General features: G+C 69.3%; 18 protein-coding genes. 11 read left to right on the top strand and 7 right to left on the bottom strand.

The annotated features are described in order from the left end of the window. Positions 1 to 34: 34 nt before the first annotated feature. Genes ACIHIX_RS38305 through ACIHIX_RS38315 form a run of 3 tightly spaced genes read right to left on the bottom strand, consistent with a single transcriptional unit; the run spans position 35 to position 7,623 of the window. Positions 35 to 802, bottom strand: a complete 768-nt coding sequence (locus ACIHIX_RS38305) for a thioesterase II family protein (RefSeq protein WP_399964650.1) — start codon at positions 800 to 802, stop codon at positions 35 to 37. A gap of 6 nt (positions 803 to 808) precedes the next feature. Then, positions 809 to 5,152 (bottom strand): amino acid adenylation domain-containing protein, encoded by a 4,344-nt coding sequence (locus ACIHIX_RS38310; protein ID WP_399964652.1) that lies wholly within the window; start codon positions 5,150 to 5,152, stop codon positions 809 to 811. Next, complete coding sequence (locus ACIHIX_RS38315) at positions 5,149 to 7,623, bottom strand: beta-ketoacyl synthase N-terminal-like domain-containing protein (protein WP_399964654.1); 2,475 nt, start codon at positions 7,621 to 7,623, stop codon at positions 5,149 to 5,151. The genes ACIHIX_RS38310 and ACIHIX_RS38315 overlap by 4 nt, the downstream gene beginning before the upstream one ends. Before the next feature lie 143 nt (positions 7,624 to 7,766). Here ACIHIX_RS38315 and ACIHIX_RS38320 point away from each other — a divergent pair, with 143 nt between their 5' ends. The 6 genes from ACIHIX_RS38320 (at position 7,767) to ACIHIX_RS38345 (ending at position 13,493) form a co-directional block, all read left to right on the top strand. Continuing rightward, complete coding sequence (locus tag ACIHIX_RS38320; RefSeq protein WP_399964656.1) at positions 7,767 to 8,003, top strand: MbtH family protein; 237 nt, start codon at positions 7,767 to 7,769, stop codon at positions 8,001 to 8,003. After that, positions 8,000 to 8,254: a phosphopantetheine-binding protein gene (locus ACIHIX_RS38325; protein ID WP_399964658.1), complete on the top strand. Its 255-nt coding sequence runs from the start codon at positions 8,000 to 8,002 to the stop codon at positions 8,252 to 8,254. Before ACIHIX_RS38320 ends, ACIHIX_RS38325 begins: the two co-directional genes overlap by 4 nt. A gap of 68 nt (positions 8,255 to 8,322) precedes the next feature. Continuing rightward, positions 8,323 to 9,309: a glycosyltransferase family 2 protein gene (locus ACIHIX_RS38330; RefSeq protein WP_399964660.1), complete on the top strand. Its 987-nt coding sequence runs from the start codon at positions 8,323 to 8,325 to the stop codon at positions 9,307 to 9,309. Positions 9,310 to 9,345: 36 nt separating this feature from the next. Then, positions 9,346 to 10,737 carry a condensation domain-containing protein gene (locus tag ACIHIX_RS38335; protein ID WP_399964661.1) on the top strand — a complete coding sequence of 464 codons (1,392 nt, stop codon included), beginning with the start codon at positions 9,346 to 9,348 and terminating at the stop codon, positions 10,735 to 10,737. A gap of 118 nt (positions 10,738 to 10,855) precedes the next feature. After that, positions 10,856 to 12,103: an MFS transporter gene (locus ACIHIX_RS38340; RefSeq protein WP_399964663.1), complete on the top strand. Its 1,248-nt coding sequence runs from the start codon at positions 10,856 to 10,858 to the stop codon at positions 12,101 to 12,103. A gap of 49 nt (positions 12,104 to 12,152) precedes the next feature. After that, positions 12,153 to 13,493, top strand: a complete 1,341-nt coding sequence (locus tag ACIHIX_RS38345) for an NAD(P)-binding protein (protein WP_399964665.1) — start codon at positions 12,153 to 12,155, stop codon at positions 13,491 to 13,493. On the opposite strand, the gene ACIHIX_RS38350 is transcribed toward ACIHIX_RS38345, so the two are convergent. From ACIHIX_RS38350 to ACIHIX_RS38360, 3 genes are all read right to left on the bottom strand, one after another. Then, positions 13,474 to 14,274, bottom strand: coding sequence for a thioesterase II family protein (locus tag ACIHIX_RS38350; protein WP_399964667.1), 801 nt, complete (start codon positions 14,272 to 14,274; stop codon positions 13,474 to 13,476). The genes ACIHIX_RS38345 and ACIHIX_RS38350 overlap by 20 nt on opposite strands. 8 nt (positions 14,275 to 14,282) lie before the next feature. Beyond that, positions 14,283 to 16,112 (bottom strand): amino acid adenylation domain-containing protein, encoded by a 1,830-nt coding sequence (locus ACIHIX_RS38355; RefSeq protein WP_399964669.1) that lies wholly within the window; start codon positions 16,110 to 16,112, stop codon positions 14,283 to 14,285. A gap of 101 nt (positions 16,113 to 16,213) precedes the next feature. Then, positions 16,214 to 16,888 (bottom strand): LmbU family transcriptional regulator, encoded by a 675-nt coding sequence (locus ACIHIX_RS38360; RefSeq protein WP_399964671.1) that lies wholly within the window; start codon positions 16,886 to 16,888, stop codon positions 16,214 to 16,216. A gap of 551 nt (positions 16,889 to 17,439) precedes the next feature. Between ACIHIX_RS38360 and ACIHIX_RS38365 the strand changes: the two genes are divergently transcribed. Then, the gene (locus tag ACIHIX_RS38365) at positions 17,440 to 18,339 is read left to right on the top strand and encodes a thioesterase II family protein (protein ID WP_399964673.1); all 900 of its coding nucleotides are present in this window, start codon (positions 17,440 to 17,442) and stop codon (positions 18,337 to 18,339) included. A gap of 75 nt (positions 18,340 to 18,414) precedes the next feature. Beyond that, positions 18,415 to 18,654 carry an acyl carrier protein gene (locus ACIHIX_RS38370; protein WP_399964675.1) on the top strand — a complete coding sequence of 80 codons (240 nt, stop codon included), beginning with the start codon at positions 18,415 to 18,417 and terminating at the stop codon, positions 18,652 to 18,654. 131 nt (positions 18,655 to 18,785) lie between these two features. Here the strand turns inward: ACIHIX_RS38370 and ACIHIX_RS38375 are convergent, their stop codons facing one another. Beyond that, positions 18,786 to 19,664, bottom strand: coding sequence for a sigma-70 family RNA polymerase sigma factor (locus ACIHIX_RS38375; RefSeq protein WP_399964677.1), 879 nt, complete (start codon positions 19,662 to 19,664; stop codon positions 18,786 to 18,788). 85 nt (positions 19,665 to 19,749) lie between these two features. Between ACIHIX_RS38375 and ACIHIX_RS38380 the strand changes: the two genes are divergently transcribed. The 3 genes from ACIHIX_RS38380 to ACIHIX_RS38390 all read left to right on the top strand — a co-directional run bounded on the left by ACIHIX_RS38380 (position 19,750) and on the right by ACIHIX_RS38390 (position 21,291). Beyond that, positions 19,750 to 20,199: a carboxymuconolactone decarboxylase family protein gene (locus ACIHIX_RS38380; protein WP_399964679.1), complete on the top strand. Its 450-nt coding sequence runs from the start codon at positions 19,750 to 19,752 to the stop codon at positions 20,197 to 20,199. 310 nt (positions 20,200 to 20,509) lie between these two features. Beyond that, positions 20,510 to 20,905, top strand: coding sequence for a VOC family protein (locus ACIHIX_RS38385; protein WP_399964680.1), 396 nt, complete (start codon positions 20,510 to 20,512; stop codon positions 20,903 to 20,905). A gap of 20 nt (positions 20,906 to 20,925) precedes the next feature. Next, the gene (locus tag ACIHIX_RS38390; RefSeq protein ID WP_399964682.1) at positions 20,926 to 21,291 is read left to right on the top strand and encodes a hypothetical protein; all 366 of its coding nucleotides are present in this window, start codon (positions 20,926 to 20,928) and stop codon (positions 21,289 to 21,291) included. Position 21,292 lies beyond the last annotated feature (1 nt).

The raw sequence follows: 21,292 nt of genomic DNA on the forward strand, positions 1-21,292 counted from the left end.
CGCGCTCCCTGCGACCTGATCCGCCGGACAGGCCTTAGCCCGCCGACCCGGGCCCGTTGGGCGCGAGCTCGTCGGCGATGAGAGCGAGCACCTCCGCCCGCCGGTCGAGCAGGTAGAGGTGGCCTCCCTCGAAGACACGGACCGGGGCGGCGGCAGCGCAATGCCGTCGCCATGCGGCGACCTCGTCCACCCGGACCTCGGCGTCGTCACGGGCGGTGAGCAGTCGGGTCGGCACGCTCAACGGCGATTGCCGCCGGTATCGGTAGCCTTCGCAGGCCGCGAAGTCGGCACGCATCGCGGGAGCCAGCCAGAGGAGCACATCGCGGTCGCGCAGAGCCGAGGCCGAGGGACCAGCGATCTCGTTCAGGCGTCGCAGCAGGGCCTCGTCGTCCAGAACGCTCGCGGCAGGCCGCCAGGACGGGAGGTCGGGGGCACGCATCCCGGACAGGAAGAGCCGAGCCGGGGCCGGCCTGCCCGCGGCTCGTAGCGTGCGGGCCAGTTCGAAGGCCAGCAGAGCCCCCATGCTGTGGCCGAAGAACGCGAACGGCCGGTCGAGCAGCGGTTCCGCGGCGACCCGCAGGGCGTCGACCATCGACGCGATGGACCGCAGCGGAGTTTCCCCGGCCCGGTCCTCACGTCCGGGGAACTGGACGGCCCACACCTCGGCGGCCAGGTCGGCGGGCAACCGCCAGGCCCCGTATCCGAGCGCACCGGACCCGGCCCACGGAAGGCAGAACAGCCGCATGGCGGGGTCCGGATGAGGAGCACGGCAGCGCAGCAGATTCGCCACGGCGGCGGTCATCGGCCGTCACCTCCGACGGTGCTGCCGCCGACGCGCGGCATCGGCGTTGCGCGCACGAGGGCTCGTGGACCGTCCGTCGGAGGAACGGGGTCCCTCCCCCTGATCGAGGGTCTGAGCGAGCGAGGCGATCGTCGGGTAGGCGAAGAAGGAGGTCAGCGGTATGTCGATGGCATGCCGCCCACGAAGCTCCTGCCGTATCCGCACGATGAGCAGTGATGTGGTGCCCGCGTCGAAGATGTTCTCCGTGACGCTGACTCGGGAGACGCCCAGTACTTCACACCAGATGTCGTGCAGAAGGCTCTGGGCACGTCCGCTCGGGCGTACATGATCCGTACTCGGGGCCTGCTGCCGGGCGATGGCCTTCAGGGCGTTCCGGTCGGTCTTCCCGTTCGGGGTCAGCGGCAGCGCCGGCAGGGTCAGCACCCGGTTCGGCACCATGTACTCGGGCAGGCTCTGCCGCAGCCTGGCCCGCACGCTGTGCTTGAGCACCCGCAGCAGAGCACCCTGCCGGGGATCGTTGCTGACCGGCCCGTCGATCGTCGGCCGCTCGTGGACGAAGTGTCCGTCCCCCTGGTCGCGGCGCGTGAAGACGGTCCGGATGCGTCCCTGCTCCGGAAAGGAACCGGACCAGGCGTGGTGGGTCCGCCGGCCGTGCCGGGCCGCGACCTCGTCGAGTTCCGCCGGCGAGAACAGCGAGCCCGGCGCCTCGTCACCCGTCATGAGCTGGGCGAAGCGGGCGACGCGGGCATTCGGGATCCCGTCGACCACGACCGCCGCCGAGCCCGACGCGCCGAGGAGCGCGTCCAGGCCCGCCAGGTCACGGACGTCCTCCCAGTCCTGGTACTCACAGGGGAGCGGTTGTTGCGGTACCTCCCCGCCGATCCTCAGCAGGACGTCGTATCGGAAGCGCGTCATCTCGTTGTCGTATGCGGAGTCCTTGAGCGACACCTGAATTCCGGTCACCGCGGGAAGCGCGTTCTGCAACTGTGCGAAATACCCCGGGTCCACGAGGAGTTCGTCCTCCTCCAGCGCGTGGCGCGCGGCGAGGACACGCAACTCGTCGGGCGGCATCCGCTCGTCCGTCCGCAGCACGCCGGCGTGGAACGCCTCGGCCAGTCTCAGGCTGCGCAGGTCGCCCACGAAGACATGACCGCCGGGAACCACGATCCTGCTCGCCTCGGTCAGGACCTCGGTGAGATAGTCCCGGCCGGGGAAGTACTGGGCAACGGAGTTGATCACCACACAGTCGAAGAGCTCCCCGTCGGCGACGTCCCCGATCTCCGTGGCAGAGGCGGTGGCCAGCCGCACCCGGTCGGCGAGCCCTCGCCGGGCAACGGCCTCGCTCACCTGCCCGATGGCCTCGGTCGAGAAGTCGACACCCAGGTAGCGGTCGGCTGCGGGGGCCAGGCGCAGGAGCAGCAGTCCGGTGCCGCAACCGATCTCGGCGAAGCTGCGCGCGCCCGTCGCGGCGATGCGGTCCACGGTCCGCGTCACCCAGTCCCGCATGTCCGCCGCCGGCAGGGGTTGTTTGGAGTAACTGCTCTGCCAGCCCTTCAGGTTGAAGTCGTCCTCTTCCGCGGGTGCGCCTTCGGCATAGGTGTTCTCCCAGATGGCACGCCAGTCCTCGGTGGTCTCGCCGGCCTGTTCGGCCGCGCTCTCCGGCGTCACGAAGGTGACCATCTGGTCCTCTCCCGCGGAGGCCGCCACGGCCAGCGTGCAGGCGTCGCGGACGCCGGGGCAGGCTCGGGCCACGGCATCGACCTCGCCGGGTTCCACGCGGTGCCCGCGGATCTTCACCTGGTCGTCGAGACGTCCGAGGTACTCGAGGTTCCCGTCGGACCGCCAACGGACCAGGTCGCCGGTGCGGTAGACGGGCAGACCTTCGACGTCGACGAAGCGCTGCGCGGTCAGATCGGGGCGGCCGAGATAGCCCAGTGCCAGCCCGGCACCGCCGATGCACAGTTCTCCGGGTACGCCCATGGGGGTCTGGCGGCCGGCGTGGTCGAGGACGAACAGCCTGGTGTTCGAGATGGGGCGCCCGATTCCCGTGACGGTGTCGGACCGTCGTAGCACCGCGCGTGTCGACCAGATGGTGGTCTCCGTCGGACCGTAGAGGTTGTGCACCTCGGGCCCCATCGCGGTGAGCGTCCGGGCGAGTGAGTGCGGCAGATGCTCGCCGCCGCTCCATATCTGCCGTAGCGCGGGCGGCGCGGTCCGCTCGGCGGAGGCGTAGAGCTTCCAGGTGGCAGGGGTGGCCTGCACCACCGTGATCTCCTCGTCGGAGAGCAGCCGGTGCAGCAGCTCCGGGTCGCCTCCGGCACCCGGCGGCCCGATCACCAGTGTCCCCCCGGTCAGCAGCGGGAGCCAGAGCTCCAGCCCCGCGATGTCGAAGGAGAGTGATGTCAGTGCGAGCAGGCGGTCGCGCGTGCTGAACCCGGATGTGGACGCGAAGTCGTCCAGCAGGTTCCCGAGGCTCTTGTGGTCGACCATCACCCCCTTGGGGCGACCGGTCGAGCCGGACGTGTAGATCACGTAGGCCACATGATCGCCATGGGACACGGGGGTCGGCCGGGGGACCGGAGGGAGGGGACAGGGGAGGTCGTCCAGCAGCAGCACATCGGTACCAGGGGGCACGGGGATGCGATCCGCGAGGTCGCTGGTGCTCAGCAGCACCCTGATCCCGGCGTCCCGCGTCATGTGCTCCAGCCGGGCGCCGGGATACGCCGGGTCCAGGGGGACGTACGCCCCTCCCGCCGCCCAGACGCCGAGCAGGCCCACCGGCAGGTCGCGGCCCCGGGGGAGGGCCACCCCGACCAGATCGCCGGGGCGCAGCCCGCGTGCTGTGAGTGCCGCGCCCACGGCCTCTGCCCGCTCGATGAACTGCGCGTAGGTGTGGACGCCGTCGGACGCCTTCACCGCGACGGCGTCCGGTCGGCTGCGCGCGGTGGCCGACAGCCTGACAGGGAGCGCGCGGGAATCGACCGGACGTGTGGGGCCGGCGCCCAGCGTGGCGAGCACGGTCCGCTCTTCCTGCCCCGCCAGGTCGATGTCCGCCACCCGGCCGTCCGGGTCGGCGGCGACGACTTCCCACAGCCGCCGCAGGTGCCGGGTGAACCGCTCCGCCGTCTCCTGGTCGAACAGGTCCGTCGCGTACCGGAGTCGGCAGTCGAGACCGCCGTCGTCGAGCGCCGTGACCGCGAGTACCAGGTCGAACTGTGCGGTTCCCGTCCGATGGTCGATCAGTTCCAGTTCCGCGTCCGGGAGTTCCACCGGGGGAACAGGGCCTTCATGGAATTCCGCCATCACCTGGACCAGCGGGTTGTGGGACAGGCTGCGCTCGGGCGCGAGGCCGTCCACGACCTCCTCGAACGGGACGTTGTGCGACTCGGCCGTCCGGTACAGGTCATGTACGCGCTTGAGGTACCCGGCGAACGACGGATCGCCGCTCATGTCCGTCGGGATCACAAGGGTGTTGGAGAAGAGGCCGATCAGGCGGTCGGTCTCGGTCGACGAGCGGTTGGCCACCGGGGCCGCCACGAGCAGCCGGGACTGGCGCGACCAGAGACCCAGTACCGCGGAGAACGAGGTGAGCGCCAGAGTCCGGAGAGTGGCCCCGTGTTCGCGTGCCACCCTCTCGAGCCCGGCCGTCAGGGAGGACGGGACGCGCCAGCGCAACGACGCACCAGCGCATGTCTGCACGGGTGGCCGCGGGCGGTCGGCCGGCAGATCGACCACCGTCGGGAAGTCCGTGAGCGCGTGCGTCTGGGCCGCCCGTCGTTCAGCGGCCTGCGGGGTCTTCGCCCACTCGCGCTGCCGTGTCGCGAAGTCGGCGTAGCGGATCGACGGCAACGCGGGCAGCTCCGGGACGCCGCCCGCCGTGTCCCTCCGGTAGAGCTCGGCGACCTCGCGCACGAAGATCTCCAGCGACCGGGCGTCGGCCACGACGTGATGGAGCACGAACACCAGGACCCGGGTGCCGTCGCCGCCCTGCACCAGTCCCACCCGCACCAGGGGAGCGTCGGTCAGGTCGAACGGCTCATGGGCGAGTTCCGCCGCTGTGGCGACGGCCGACGCCTCGTCCGAGGCGTCGAGCTCCCGCACGGCGATCCGGGCTTCGTCCAGCAACTCCTGGACGAGGGCGTCGTCCACGATGCCGAAACGGGCCCGCAGGACCTCGTGCCGTTCGACAACGCCGTTGACCGCGCGTTCGAGCGTCGGCACGTCCAACTCGCCGTGCACGAGGAACTGTGCGCACAGGTTGTTCCGCGAGGTCCCCGGCACCAACTGCTCCGTGAACCACAGGCGTTGTTGCGCCGACGAGGTCGGGTGCGCGCTTGGGGCGAACGTCATCGGCTGACCTGCTTTCCCGACAGTTCCGCCGGGTCGATCCCGGGGCAGTGCTCCAGCAGTGCGGGATGCGCATACGCGGTCCGCTCGAAGGTCCGCGGTGCGATGTCGACACGCAGCGCGTGATCGCGCTCCGCGTAGGCTTGCCAGTCGATCCGCACGCCGTGTTCCCACAGGGCTCCGACGGCCTGGAGAGGGGAACACCGGCTGCCGGATGCACCGCCGTCGGACACCAGGGCCAGGGCGGCGTCGTCGGCCACCCCCTGGGGCCGGGCCGCGCGCAGCAGGTGCGTCCCGCCGCTCAGCTGGAGGTACACCGCCGCGGGATACTCGGACACCACGGAGCGCAGGGCCTCGTCGAAGGGGAGGTGCTCCCGCAGTTGCGCGCCCCAGTACCCGGGATCGCAGGCGTCCTCGGCGGTCAGCCAGGTTCCGGTGACGCAGGAAACCGTCGGTGTGGTGGGCGGGTTGAGCCGTACTTCACGCATCCGACGGGTGAAGCGGACAGCGGCTTCGGCGCGTTCCGACGGATCCGGCAGGGCCTGGCCGCGCCAGCACACCGCCCGGGCCGCGTCCTCGAAGGAGAGGACACCGCTCAGCAGCGCGGCGGTCAGCTCCCCGACGCCGTGACCCATGAGCAGGTCCGGGCTGACCCCCAGATCGCTGAGGAACGCGTGCTGTCCGACTCCGAGCAGATGCAGCACCGGCTGGGAGACGTTCGTCGCGTTCGGCGCTCTGCCGTGGCGGAACGCGTCGCGCACCGTCCCGAAAGCCTCCGGGGCCAGTACCTGTTCCATGACGGCGAGGCCGTTGTCCACGGCCGACCGGAAGACCGGCTCCGCCTCGTAGAGGGCGAGCGCCGCGTCCGACGCCGTGCTCTCCTCCCCGGGGAGCACGAGGACGAGGGTCGGTGGCCCGTCGGGAGCGGTACGAAATCGTGCGGGCGTCGGCCACCGCGCACCGGTCGAACCGTCGTCGACCGGTATCAGCGCGGTCGCGCGCAGGGTGAGCTCCGGGCGACCGGTGCGCAGCGTGTGGCCGATGTCCCGCCGCACGTCCCGCGATGCGCCGTTGACGGCCGAACGCACGGCGTCGACGGATTCGGTGAGGCGTTCCGGGTCGTCCGCGGACAACGGAAGGAGCTGCCAGGCCCGCCCCGCCCGGGAGGTGAGCCGCACCTCCGGTTCGGCGTCGCCGATGATGACATGCGCGTTCGTGCCGCCCAGCCCGAAGGAACTGACGGCCGCGTAGCGGCCCTCGTCCGAGCGCTCCCAGGCGATCTCGCGGTCGGCCAGCCGGAAGGGCGTGCCCCGCAGGTCGATCGGCGGGGCACCTGCCAGCAGGGGTGCGTTGGGCGGGATCCGGCCGTGGCGCAGGGCCAGGAGGCAGCCGATGATGCCTGCCGCGCCGGCCGCCGCGGTGAGATTTCCGATGTTCGCTTTGACGGAGTGGAGCCGGCACTGCCCCGTGCCGCCCCCGGAGGAGCGAAAGGCCTGGCTCGCCGCATCGATCTCCAGCGCGTCCCCGATGCTCGTGCCCGCGCCGTGCCCCTCCAGCAGGCCGATGCTGGAGGAGTTCAACTCGGCGACGTCGAGGGCCTCTTCGATCAGCTCGGTCTGACCGGCAACCCCCGGTGCCGTGAAGCCGGCGCGCTGTCGGCCGTCGTTGTTCACCGCGGTACCGGCGATGACGCCGAGGATGGGGTTGCCCGCGGCCAGTGCCGCGTCCAGCCGCCGCAGGAAGAGAACGGCGACGCCGTTGCCGTCCACCGTGCCGTCGGCCGAGGCCATGTACGGCTCGCAGCGACCGCGGGGCGAGTGGATGCCGCCCTCGGTGAACGTGTAGCCGGCGTCCTGTGCGTCCACGGCGACACCGCCGGCCAGTGCCGAGTCGCACTCACCGGCGAGGATCGCCTGGCAGGCGAGGTGCACGGCCACGCTTGAGGACGAACAGGCGCTCAGGACCGTCATCGAAGGACCGGTCAGCCCGTAGGTATAGGAAATGCGGCTGGACATGTAGTCGGGATCGGTTCCGATGGCAAGACCGGCGAGATCCAGATGTCCGCCGGTCGCGCCCGCGCGGTGTCTGATCTGCGCGCCGTAGTCACTCGCCCGCGACCCGAGGAACACCCCGACACGATCCGGCAACGAGCCGATGAAGCATCCCGAGCCCTCGACCGCCCGATAACAGGCCTCCAGCATCAGGCGATGCTGTGGATCGGTCAGCTCCGCTTCGGACCGGCTGTATCCGAATGCCTTGATATCGAAACCGAGACAGTCTTCCAGGGAATACGCGAAGGGCACATATGCCGGGTCTTTGTATCGGTGTCCCGGAATTCCGCGCCGCACCAGCTCCGCGTGGTCGATCTCACGCCGACCGGACTGTCCCGTGCTTATGAGTCGCCAGAAGTCGGCCGGGTTCCGCACGCCGGCCGCACGAATCGACATTCCTACCACGGCAACACGATCAGGCATACACCGCCCACCTCATCAATAACGTCGACCAGGGCGCCCATGTGGACGACCGTGCGTCCAGCTTGCGATCAATCTTGTCTCGCCGGCGAGACGAGCACAATAATCGGCCTGGTCAGGCGGGATCGGTCGAGAAAGAGGAGTTCATGGCGAATCCGCTCGAGGATGACGAAGGCGTTTACCTGGTTCTGGTCAATGAAGAGAACCAGCACTCCCTGTGGCCTGCGTTCAGAGCGGTACCGGCCGGCTGGGCAGCGGTACACGGACCGGACACCCGAAAGGCCTGTCTCGAGTATGTGACCGGACACTGGACGGACATGAGGCCGGCCAGCCTGGTCAAGGCGATGGACGACGAACCGCGGAGAGAGGTGTCGGGAATATGACGAACGCCGGTGAGTCCCACGAATCCATGGACGCATTGGTCGTCGACAGTGTGCGAAAGCTGACGGGAAACGCCGAAATCGGCCTCGATGACAACTTCTTCGACGTGGGCGGCAACTCCATCATCGCCATCCGGCTCGCGCAGGCGTTGAGTGACGAACTCGGGATCCGGCGCAATATTCGCGTTGTTCTCAAGAACCCCGTGCTCAGGGATCTCAGTGAAGCACTGCGGGCAGTCGCCCCGAACTCCTGAAGCCGCCCTGGTCGGCGGTGACCGAGAAGCGCTGCCGGTCGTCATCCACGGGAAAGGGTTGGTGTGCCATGCTGCCGACACTGAGTGTCGTCGTACCGATGTTTGACGTCGAGCCCTATGTCTCCGCCTGCCTCCGGTCGTTGCTCGACCAACACGTCGCGGACGTCGAGATCATCGTGGTCGATGACGGATCCACGGACCGAAGCCCCGGCATCGCCGAACAGCATGCGCGCCAGGACCCCCGTGTACGGGTGCTCAGACAACCGCACGCCGGAGTGAGTGCCGCGCGGAACGCAGGCTTCCGTGTGGCCCGTGGACGCTATCTCGCCTTCTGCGACAGCGACGACATCGTGCCGGTCACCGCCTACGCATCGCTCATCGGATCGCTGGAACGCACGGGATCGGACATCGCCTCGGGAGACGTGCGCCGACTGCACAGCTCCGGTGCGGAACCGTATTCCGGATACCAGGACCTGTTCGCACACGACCGGCAACGCACACACATCCGGCGCCACACCGCGCTCGTGCGCGACCGGATGGTGTGGAACAAGGTGTTCCGGCGCTCGTTCTGGGATGCCCGGGATCTTGCGTTCACCTTGACCGAGTACGAGGACGCGCCCGTGATGATACGGGCACACATCGAGGCATCGTCCGTGGATGTCCTGTCGGAGCTCGTCTACTACTGGCGAATCCGCGAAGAAGGCGCGTCGTCGATCACTCAACGGTGCGAGGAACCGGACAACATCGCCGCCTGTATGCGGATGGTGCTCGACACCTACGAGATCATCACCGACCTCGCACCGGAACTGGTCCCTCCCTACGCCGATGACATGTGTCGAGGCGATGTCCGGCGGGCGCTGCGCTCGCTGCATCTGCACAGCGACGCCACACTCGGCGAACCGCTTTCACCTGCCCGCTCGTTCGTCAGAAGCGTCCCCGCACACCTGCTTGACGCGTTACCGGCCACGGACCGAAACCTCATGGCTCTGCTGGCCCGCGGTGATCTGTCGGAGATCCGTCGCCTGGTGGAAGAGCCTGTGCAGGCATTCCGATGATGTCGTCCGCAGGACACCGAATCGAGAGGCGGAGCCGTGCCGGAAGGCGTTGACAACGCGGCGGCGGGCGAACGCGAAGGGCGCCTGAACTGGGCCCAGGCCGACTGGTTCGCCGAGCGCCCCACCGACCCTGAGGCACTCGCGGAGTACAACGAGGGCGCTTACGAGGACAATCTGTGCTCCGTGGTCGACGGACGCGGAGCGACGGTCCCGCAGGTGCTTCAGGCGCTCACCCGCTTGGCCGTCCGGCACGAGTCGTTGCGCACCTTGCTGACGTTCGACGGGGCCGGCCGGGACGGCAGGCAGCGCGTCACCCCGGTGACCGCCTCGGCGGTCGAGGCCGCCGTCTCGGTGCGCGGCGGCAGGGCGGCCGAGGAACGCTTCGCTCGGATCCGGCGCACTTCCTTCGATCTGTCGGCGCAGTGGCCGTTCCACGCGGTGCTCTCGACCACGGGCGGGCACGTCCGGGAGATCGGCCTGGTCGCGGACCACAGCGCGGTCGACGGGTGGGGCATGAGCGTGCTGCTCCAGGACCTGGACAGCCTGCTGCGGGGAAACCCCCCTGCCGACCCGGATGTCACGCAGCCGTTGGACGTCGTCCGCTGGGAGGACTCGGAGGAGGGGGAGCACCACCGCCGACGGGCCGTCCGGTACTGGACCGATCAGTTCCAGGAAGTACGGAAGGCGGTGGGGGCCCAAGGCGACGTCGATGCCGGCGCCTTGGTCGTGCCGACGGGCGCGGAACGGTACGCCGCCTGCAGTCTGCGTTCCCCGTCCCTGCTCAAAGCGGCCGAGGCCGCGTCGTCCAGGCTGCGGATACCTATGGCCACGGTGCTGCTGATGGCCTTCGGTGCGGCACTGTGTCGTAGCACCGACACGTCGGCGATCGGCGTGCTGACGCTCTCCCACAACCGGTGGCTGCGGAACGTCCGGTCGAGTGTGAGCAAGATGTTCCTCCAGGCCCCGGTGCTCGTGCCCGCCCTGCCGACGGAGGACGTCTCCCGCACCGCGAAACACACCTTCGGCCGGCACATCCAGGCCAACCTGTTCTCCCACATCGACCGCGTGGAGGCCGAGTCCGTCAGGGACAGCACCCTGCCCGGCGCGCACTCACTGCGTGTCGCCGGTGCCCTGTTCAACTTCATCGACTCCTCGATGCTCTCGCTCCACGCGGATCCCCACGGGCCGCTCGCGTCCTCCCTCGCCCCTCGGCGCCTCCCCGACGAAGAGATCACCTTCGAGGAGGAGCGGACGCACGGTCCGCAACTGATGCTGTTCGCCTGGCAGGAGACGGACTGCGTCGCCCTGCGGCTCGTCTGGCGCCTGAACGGAGAACTCGCCCGCCCGGGCGACCTCCTCATCCGTGACATCGGTGCCGCGGTCGCGGACCTGGCACGCGGAGTGGATCCTCGGACCGGCCCCTCGTGAGGCCGCCGAGGGTGATCCGCGCCTGGCCGAACGCTGTGGACAGGCGCTGCACACCGCGCTCGCCGACAGGGCCTCAGCCCGTTGACGGCGCCGCCGCCCAGCCCCGACGATCAAGCGCATGTCTGCCGCTCTGTCCCCTCTGCGCCACCGCCCGTTCCGCCATCTCTTCATCGGAACGACGGCCAACGTGCTCGGCAACGGGGTGGCACCGATCGCCCTTGCCTTCGCCGTGCTCGACGCCACCGGATCCGTCGGCTCGCTCGGGTTGGTGGTCGGCGCCCACTCCCTCACCAGCATCCTCTTTCTGCTGTACGGCGGCGTGCTGGCGGACCGGCTGCCGCGTGGCCCGCTGCTGGTCGGCAGCAGTGTGATCAGTGCCGTGAGCCAGGCGGTGGTGGCCACCCTCGTCCTCGCCGAGAGCGCCGCCATCCCCCTGCTCATGGTGCTCGCCGCGGTCAACGGGGCCTCGAGCTCCTGCTACCAGCCGGCCGCCCAGGCCCTGCTGCCCCAGGTCGTGCCGGCCGAGTCCCGGCGCGCCGCCCTGGCGCTGTCCCGGATCGCGGGCAGCAGCGCCATGATCGTCGGCGCCTCGCTGGGCGGCGTACTGGTCGCCGCCGTCGGCCCAGGCTGGGGTCTGGCCGTCGACGCGCTCAGCTTCGCGCTCGCCTCCGTGTCCTTCGCGCTGATCCGGGTGAAGCTCGCACCGTCCGCGCCCAGTTCCGGCGCGATACACGAACTGCGTGTCGGGTGGCGTGAGTTCACCTCCCGCACCTGGGTGTGGGTGATCGTGGTGGCCTTCTGCTTCCTCAACGCGGGGGTCACCGCCTCGTTCACCGTCCTCGGGCCGGCCGTCGCCGACACGACCGGGATCGGCCGCACCGGCTGGGGCCTGGCGGTCGCCGCGGGCTCGCTCGGCGCGGTCGCCGGGGGCCTGCTCTCGCTGCGCTGGAGACCCAGGCGCGCGATTCTGGTCGGCTGCGCGCTGATGGGCCTGACGGCGATGACACCGCTGCTGCTCGCGCTCGCCCCGTACACCTGGGTGCTGGTCGTGGCCAACTTCGTGTCGGGCGTGGGTGTCGAGCAGGCCGGCGTCGCCTGGTATTCGACCCTCAACGAACAGATCCCCGAGGACCGCCTCGCCCGTGTCTACGCGTACGACGACCTCGGTTCCTATCTCGCGCTTCCGCTCGCCCAGTTCGCCGCCGGACCCGCCGTGGTGCTCCTCGGCCTCGACGCCACCCTTTACGCGGCCGCCGCGCTGATCCTCCTCGCCACCCTCGCCATGGTCGCCACCCCCTCGGTCCGCGCACTGGCCCCGAGGACCACGGAACCGCTGCCCGCCTCCGGAGAACCGGTGCCTCGCTGAGGCCGTCCCTGCGCGTCGTGCCCTTTCCCGGAACACACAAGGAGATGAGTTGCCGACCAACGCCCTGACGGTTGACTACTTGATCATCGGCGCCGGCGCGATGGGGATGGCTTTCGCCGACGTACTCGTCAGCGAGAGCGACTCCACGATGGCCGTCGTGGATCGTCATGACACCCCGGGCGGTCACTGGACCGTGTCCTATCCATTCGTCCGGCTGCACGGGCCGTCCAAGTTCTACGGCGTCAACTCCCGCCCGATGCCCAGCGACGAGGGAACGGGGAAGCTCGCGTCGCGCAGCGAGATTCTCGACTACTACGACCGTCTGATGCGCGAGACCCTGGTCGCCTCAGGACGCGTCACCTATCTCCCCAAGCACAACGTCGACGTGGCGGAGCCCGGCCGCCCGGCCACGGTCCGCTCCCTCGTGACGGGGGAGGCGACGGAGATCGTCGTGCGCAAGCGGGTCGTCGACGCCTCGTACATGAACATCACCGTCCCCGCGATGCGCCGGGCCGGTTTCGGCGTCGAGGACGCGGCGACCCTGATCACGATCAACCAGCTCGCCGAACTGGACCGCGCGCCCGAGCGGTTCACCGTCATCGGGGCGGGCAAGACCGGCATCGACGCCTGTCTGTGGCTGCTGGAGCGAGGCATCGACCCCGACCGCCTCACCTGGATCGTGCCCCGTGACGCATGGTTGATCAACCGTGGGCTCGAATGGCAGTCCGGCGGCTTCCAGCCGCTGCTCAACCTGCTGGCCTGCACCTCGGTCGACGCCGTGATCCGCGTCCTGGAGAAGAACCGCGTGGTCGTCCGGCGTGACCCCGACGTCGAACCGAGCGCCTTCCGGTGCGCCACCGTCGATACCGGGGAACTGGCCCAGCTCCGGCGGATCAAGAACGTGGTGAGGCTGGGACGGGTGCGTGCCGTCGGCGCCACGAGCGTGACCCTCGACGGGGGAACGATCCCGACGACGCCGGGGACGGTGCACATCGACTGCACCGCGGACGGCCTGACCCAGAAGCCGCCGAAGCCGGTGTTCGAGGCCGGTGCCATCACGCTCCAGCCGCTGCTGCCCTGTCTCCTCCCGCCCAGCGCGGCCGTCGCCGCCCGCGTGGAGTGCCTGGACGGCGACGACGAGTGGCGCAACGAGCTGTGCGCACCGGTCGTCAACCCCGGCTCCGCGCGTGACCTGCTGTCCTTCTACGCCATCAGGCTGGAGCGGATGGCGCGGTGGGCGCGCTCGCCCGAACTGTTCACCTGGCTCGCCGGGTCGCGCTTCATCACCGGGATCGCCGCGCTGGAGAGGCTGGACGAACCGGAGGCACAGACCGCGGTCTTCTTCTTCGCCTCGCGCATGGCGGACCTCCTCAAGGCCGAGGGCGGGTGACGCTCTCGGGCCCTCCACCTGGCGCTGCACCGGACAGCAGGCTCTCCATGTCGCGGGCCAACTCGGCGAGCAACGGCGCCGGGGCGCCCAGGAAGTCGTAGTGCGCGCCGTCCAGGAGCACTTCGCGGACGCGCCCCTCATCGGCGTACCGGCTCCAACCGCCCATGAGCCCGACGGGGATGACGGTGTCCTCGCGCCAGCCGATGGTGGTGAGGTCGGTCGCGAGGCGCACCGGCTCGGTCGGCCGGTACTGGCGGTTGGCCTCGATGTCGGCGGCGAGCAGCCGCACTCCGAGCTCCACGAGATCAGGATGCGGCTCGCCACCCATGGCCCGGGTCATGGCCTCGATCTCCCGGGGGAGTTCGTCCTCGGCGAGCTCCAGCAGGCGTCCGTACGGACCGTCGTCCGGGGCCACTTGGGAGGAGACGAAGAGCCGGTCCGGCAGCCGCCGCTCCTGCCGGGCCAGCTCCACCATGACGGCGAACGCGGGCAGGACGCCGCTGCAGTGGCCGAAGAACGCGGACGGACGGTCGAGGTAGGGCTCAAGACCTTCCAGCAGCGGCCCGGCCAGGGCCTCGTAGGTGCCGAAGTGCGCCTCGCGCAGCCGATTCTCCCGCGCGGGCAGCTGCACGAGGCAGACCTCGGCGCCGCCGATGTACCGAGGCCATCTGGAGTACATCGACGCCCCCACACCCGCATACGGGAACAGGAAGATACGCGCGGGACTGTCGTCCTTGGGGCGGCGCAGCAGCCACTTCGAGGGTCGCTGGGCGGAAGTCATCTTTCACCTCATGGGATACGGCGGAACGGAGGGCGGGGTGTGAGCGGCGCCGGAGTCGTGGTGGGGGTGCCGGAGGAGAGCGCCTCGTCGATGGTTGCGGCCAGTTCGGCCACGGTTGCGCTCAAGTAGAGGTCCCGCGGGCGCAGTTCCACCCCATAGCGCTCCGCGACATGGCCGACGATCCGGGTCACCAGCAGGGAATCGCCGCCCAGCTCGAAGAAGTCGTCGTCCACGCCGACCTCGTCGAGGCCCATCAAATCGGCCCATAGATAGGCCAGTTGCCGTTCGACCGGCGTCTGCGCGGCTCGGAAGTCGGCGTTGGTCTCGGGGCGTTCGCGCAGTCGGCGCGCCGTGAGCGCGGCCCGATCCACTTTGCCGTTCCCCGTGAGGGGCAGGGCGTCGAGCCGGACGAAGGCTGACGGGACCATGTGGGGCGGCAGCGAGCGGCCGAGGAGCTCGCGCAGGTCCGCGGCGCCGATGCCGTCGGCGCAGACGTAGAAGGCGGCCAGGCGCTTTCCCGCCTCCGGGTGCGTATGCACCACGACACAGGCGTTCTTGACCCCGGGGTGGGCCAGCAGAGCGGTCTCTATCTCACCCGGCTCGATGCGGAACCCGCGGACCTTGACCTGGTGGTCGAGGCGGCCGAGGAACTCGACGACCCCGTCCGACCGGCGTCTGACGAGATCACCGGTGCGGTACATCCGCGCGCCGGGCACGGCGCTGAACGGATCGGGCAGGAAGCGGTCGGCGGTCAGGTCCGCGCGGCCGACGTATCCGCGGGCCACGCCGGTACCTCCGGCGTAGAGCTCGCCGCTTTCGCCGTCCGGCACCGGCCGCAGCCGGTCGTCCAGCACATACACCTGCGTGCCGGTGACGGGCCGGCCGATCGGCAAGGTGTCGCCCTCGACCGGCGCCTCCATGACGTGGCAACAGGTGAACGTGGTGTTCTCGGTCGGTCCGTAACCGTTGACCAGACGGATTCCGGGAAGGGCGGCGAAGGTGCGGTTGACGTGGTGTGGGGAGACCACGTCCCCGCCGGCCAGGAGCTGACGCAGCGAGGTCAGCCGGGCCATCGGGCCATCCGCCATCTGGTGGAAGAGGCCCGCCGTCAGCCAGAGCACCGTCACGCGCTCCCGCACGACCGCCTCGGCCAGCTCTGCCAAGGAGGGTTCGCCGGGCGGGAGGACCACGAGCCGGGCGCCGTTCAGCAGCGGGGCCCAGATCTCCAGCGTCGAGGCGTCGAAGGCGAGTGGGGCGAACATCAGGAAGGCGTCGTCGGGTTCGACCTCCAGGAAGTTGCCGGGCTGGACGAGACGAAGCACGGCGCGATGCGTGATGCACGCGCCTTTGGGCCTGCCTGTGGACCCGGAGGTGTATGCCACGTATGCCGCGTGGTCCGCCTGTACGGGGATCCCGAGGTCGCTGGTGGGCAGATCGGTGAGTTCGAGGGAGTCGGAGTCGAGTACGAGGACGTCGGCCAGACCGGAAACCCGGGCGAGCAGCTGTTCCTGGGTGAGGATCAGACGGACGCCCGCCTCCTCCATGAGCGTCGAGTGACGTTCACGCGGCTGGCGCGGGTCGAGGGCGACGTAGTGTCCGCCGGCCTTGAGGACCGCGATCAGGGCGACGACGGTGTCGACGGACCGGTCCATGCAGATCCCGACCGGGGTCTCCAGGCCGACTCCCCGGTCACGTAGGTGCCGGGCGAGCCGGTTGGCCCGCGCATTGAGCTCGGCGTAGGTGACACCTCTGCCGCTCAGCGTGATCGCCACCGACTCCGGGAAGGCGGCCGCCCGCCGCTCGAAAGCCGCGTGCACCGATTCAGTGGTCGTTGTCATTCCCCATCCCCCCGCGCCCTGTCCGGGGCGTCGGTCGCGTCGGGTGCTCAGGCTCAGCGAGGCACCCGTCCGGCCGCGACGGCTGACATGAGATGCCGCGCTCAGGAGCAGGCAATGGCGCGCCGTACGATCTTCGCCGCCCACGTCTCGATCGGCTCACCGTCTCTCCTGGCGGCTCTTTCCAGACCTGCCAGGTCCTCAGCCGAGAACTGGAGTTTCAGCGGGCGTGCTTCGGGTGTGGAGGCCGCTTCCAGCAGGGCCGGCGTCGACGTGGGCTCGTCCGCCGTGCGGTCGACGGTGTGTGCCTCGCCGCCTGTCGAGGACTCCGGTGGCGTCAGCTTTCCCTGCCGCATGAGCAGACTGCCACGAACTTCCCGGCGCAGCTTGTTTCTGCTCCAGCCGAGCTCTTCGGCCTTCCGCAGCCAGTAGTCCTGTTCCGGTTGTTCGAGCGCCACCACTTCGAGATGGTGACTGAAACTCAGGCCTTGATGTCTGCGGGGCAAAGGAAAGGCGCGCGCGACCCAGGTGTAGTTGCGCAGCGTCTGATAGCTGAGCGATGTTCGCCGGATGGCTTCCTCGTAGCGGTCGTGGAATACGGACTCGCCGTAGACCAGCCAATCGGCGATCCACCAGGTGGAGGAATCGGCTAAAGAGAACAGTTCGGTACCGAGCTCTTCCCAGGTGCTGAAGCTGTGTTTGGCCGTGAACAGCAAGCCGGATTTATGGAGCTGGACGCCCGAGCCTCGCGGTCGCCGAGCGACGCCGGTCGCTGCCATGTGTTGTGCCGTATGACTCACACTCAACCCTCCATCTGACTCGACGATCCCCCGAGCGGGGTCGAAATGTAGGGAGATGTATGGAATCGTCCCCGTTCGCTGTGTTCGGTATAGCGAACAAGGGTCGGTCCACTGACCGGTTCGCCGCCAGCAACCGGTTGCATTGCGCCGTCGATCTTGCTTGCGGCCTTGAGAGCTCGTCAAGGGCTCGGGCGGATTTTTCGAAATTCCGACCGCCTGTCGTTCAAGCGCCGGGCGCTCCGGCAACTGGGGCAAAGGGCGCGATCGACTGGTGAACGACCAGCTCACCCAGCATTTCTCGGCCGACGCCCCGTCTCCTCTTGACGCGGTGCGCAGACTTCGGCACATCATTTATTCCAACCATGCTTTAACTGGCCCTCCTTGGGGAAACGTCACCCCTGGCGCATCGAATGCGGGCCATGTGCAGCCGCCGCACGCTAAGCCGCCTTGGTGCCATAGTGCGTACATGCGGCCTTCATTGATCGTTACGATCGCTGAAGTCCGTTCGGTATGAGGGACATGTCCAGGGGGTGGCGACGGGGCCGGGGCAGCGGTCGACGGCGGAGACGCCTCCCGGGACACGGCCCGCGTCGCGCCTCTGTTCAGCAAAGGGTCCTCAAGACGAAAGGGGGTCCTCGAGTACGAAGGAAGGCAATTCCATCAGCGATCGCATATTCCTGTACGGCCCGCCGTCCCCCGCAGCCGACCTCCGGATCTTCTGCCTGCCCTACGCAGGCAAGGGTGCCAGTCTGTACCGGCAGTGGTGGGAGGCCTCGGACCAACGGATCGAGTTCGTGCCGGTCCAGTTGCCGGGCAGGGAAAACCGCTTCAAGGACGGTCTTGTCCACGACATGCGCGAGCTGGTCGCCTCCCTGGCCGCCGACATCGCGCCCCATACGGATCGTCCCTACGCGCTGTTCGGCCACTGCATGGGGGCCGTCATCGCGTTCGAGCTGGCGCACCGGCTGTCCGATCTCACCGGACACCGGCCCCAGCACCTGGTCGTCGCGGGCAGCGCCGCACCGCACCGGCAGCAGGCGGTGCCGGCGGAACGACAGCGCACGGACGCGGAGTTGATGACCGAACTGCGTCGGCTGGGTGGCACCCCTCAGGCGGCACTGGACGACGAGCGACTGCTCGCGTTCGCCCTGCCCGTGTTCCGGGCCGACTGGTCCGCCGTCGACGGATACGGCTACCGACCCACTCCGGCACTGGACACCCCGATCACGGTCCTCGGCGCCGCCGACGACGCGGGCGTGCCGACGGACGAGTTGGGGGAGTGGGAGCGCCATACCAACGCCGACACGAAGGTCCACGTCCTCCCGGGAGATCACTTCTTCATGGAGCGGTCCGGTGAGGAGGTCCGCGGCCTGCTGGTCAGCGAGCTCTCGGGTGACGCGGACGTGAACGCGCGGGGGATCCAGACCTAGACGGCTCATTTCGGCCACAGCGTGCCTACGAAACAGGAGAAGACATTGTCCTCGCACAGCACTGCCAGGGATGCCGTGTCCCGGATATGGCTCCAGGGTCTCGGCCGTTCGGTCGACGGCCAGGTCGAAGATCGCGAGAAGTTCTTCGAGAGCGGAGGCGACTCGCTCAGCGCGATCAGGCTGTACATGGAAACCGAAGAGCGGCTCTCCGTACAGATCGATGCCGCGGAATTCCTGGGAACTCTCGCGGAAGGAGATTTCGGGGACATCGTTCGGCTGGCGGAGGGCGCCAGGGACGAGGCGGCCTCCGCGTAGACCTCTGGCGGGGAAGCGCTCCCCCGTCGGCCCGGAGCGTTCGGTGCCGATGGGGTTCGAATCCTTGCGTGGACCCGTTGCTCTGCCTACCTCGGCCGCTCCCCCCCTGGGCGTCGGCCGCCCATGCGACCTCATCGCGCTCCCGGGAGGCTCAACAGCGCCAGTTCGGCCGGGTCGGCCACCACGGTGATGGCGGCGATCCGCCCGTGCCGGACGGTGAACGCGAGCACGGCCTGTGGGCTGCCGTCCTCGTACCAGGCGATGATGCCGGGCAGGCCGTTCACGAGTACGGCCCGTCCGTTGGCGGCCGCGTCGGCCGACAACTGCGCGCCGGCCGCCACTTGAGTGGCGCCGAGGGTGACGAAGGGACCGGCCGGGGTGTCGACGGTCAGTTTCACCTCGGGGTCGAGGATGCGCAGCAACTCCTCGAAGTCGCCGTGGCGTGCCGCCGTGAGGAAGGCCTGCACCACCGCGCGCTGCTGCTGTGCGGTACCGGTCGGTCGTTCCGTCGTCCGCACTTTGCGACGCGCGCGGCTGGCGAGCATCTTGGTGGCGGCGGTGGACTTGCCGAGGATCCGGCCGATCTCGTCGAAGGGCACCGCGAACAGGTCGTGCAGCACGAACGCCAGCCGCTCGCCGGGGCGGAGCGTGTGAAGGACGACCTGCAGGGCGAGCCCGACGGAGTCGGTGAGCACGGCGTCGTCCTCGGGCGCGGGAGCGTCGTCGACCATGACGACGAGGGGGGACGAAAGGTCGTCCCAGGACGCCTGCGGACGGGCCCGGCGTGAGCGCAGGACATCGAGACTGATCCGGCCGGTCACCGTGGTCAGCCAGCCGGCGAGGTTGTCGATGCCTGTCACGTCCTGGCGGGACAGCCGCAACCAGGCCTCCTGGACCACGTCCTCGGCGTCCGCGTGCGATCCGAGCATGCGGTAGGCGATCGCACGCAGCCGCTCACGGTGGGCCTCGAACGCCTCCGCCGACGTGATGGTGGGGCGGGTGTGGGACATGCGGTGTTACCTTCCTCGGCTCTGCTCCGTCGTGGGTGATGACGGGCGCCGACGGGCGCAGGTAACCGATGAAGGAGCACGACTGATGCAAGCACGCATGACCGGCCCCGCCAACCCTGATGTGATCACCGCGATCCAGCACCTCTACAAGGCGGTGCACGCCGGGGGCGTCGACCAACGCGTGCTGTCCCTGGTCCACTTGCGGGTCAGCCAGATCAACGGTTGCAGCCCGTGCGTTTTCGCCACCATCGAGGCGGCGCGGAAGGCGGGCGAGACGGACGAGCGGCTGCACCATGTGGTCGCGTGGCGCGAGACACCCTTCTACACCGACGAGGAACGCGCCGCTCTCGCACTGGCCGAGGCCGCGACCCGGATCCAGGACGGCGCGCCGGGCGTGACCGACGAGATCTGGGACGCCGCGGCCGACCACTTCACGGAGGAACAACTGGGCGCGATCATCCTGGAGACAGCGATGACCAACCTCTTCAACCGGGTCAACCACGCGGTCCAGGAGCAGGCCGGCAAGACCTGGTGAGGCAGGGAGGTCACCCGGTGGCGGGCGGAGTCGCCCGTCCAACCAGGTTACCGCCCAATGCAGTTGGCCCTTACCGTCGGGGAAGTAGTGGAAGAGTCGGCTCTTGCCCCCGGACACCGTCGCGCATGCCGCGGTCCCGCCGGCGAGCGACGAGGCGGGCGGGGCGCACGGGACCGTGGTCGACGTCGACGGGGGGGCCAGGACGGAGGGCGCCGTCGTCAGGACGAAGACGCCCGACTCGTCGACCGGGTCGGGGAGCAACGGTGCCGAGCCCATACGCTGGGCCCCGTTCGCACTATCCGGGAGAGTCATGACAAGCAGGTTCACCGAGTTGGCCGTTGACTGCCACGACCCCGAGGGACTCGCCGCATTCTGGTGCGAGGTCCTGGGCTTCAAGGTGATCGAGCGGAGCGAGGGCAAGGTCGAGATCGGGTCCTGGGTGCCGACCGTCGAGGAGGTACGGGCCCGTCAGATGCCACCCACCGTGCTGTTCGTCCAGGTGCCCGAGGGCAGGGCCGTGAAGAACCGGCTTCATCTCGACGTCAGCCCGATCGACGGCAGCACCGAGGACGAGGTGGCCAGACTGCTCGGCCTCGGCGCCACCAAGGCGGACGTGGGCCAGGGGCCAGGCCGGAACTGGGTGGTCATGGCGGACCCGGAGGGCAACGAGTTCTGCGTCCTGCGCTCCCTGGCACCGCAGAACTAGCAGGCGGTCAGGGGGCGTTCATGGTGACAGATGCCGAGTGGGCCGACGTTCGACGGGGGTTGCGCTTCGGGCAGGTCTTCGAGGGGACGGTGGTGAAGGTCCCGAGGCCCGGTGTGATCGGGATCTTCGTGGACATCGGCCTGTGCGTCGGAGGCTTCGTGGACGTGGCGTTGCTGCCGGAGCAGGGGGAGGAATGGCCGGTGGAAGGCACGGTCGCCGACTTCGAGATCTGGTGGGCCGACAGCCGTCACCAGATCCGGCTGAAGCCGTGTGACTCCCGGTATCTGCGCGACGACTTCACGGACTTCGTGGCACGGTTCCGCCCTGACTGGCCGTCCCGTATCGGGCAGCCGGTTCCTGATCCCGAACCTCTCGGCAAGGGGTGAT

Source organism: Streptomyces sp. NPDC051913 (assembly GCF_044593635.1).
GTDB lineage: Bacteria > Actinomycetota > Actinomycetes > Streptomycetales > Streptomycetaceae > Streptomyces.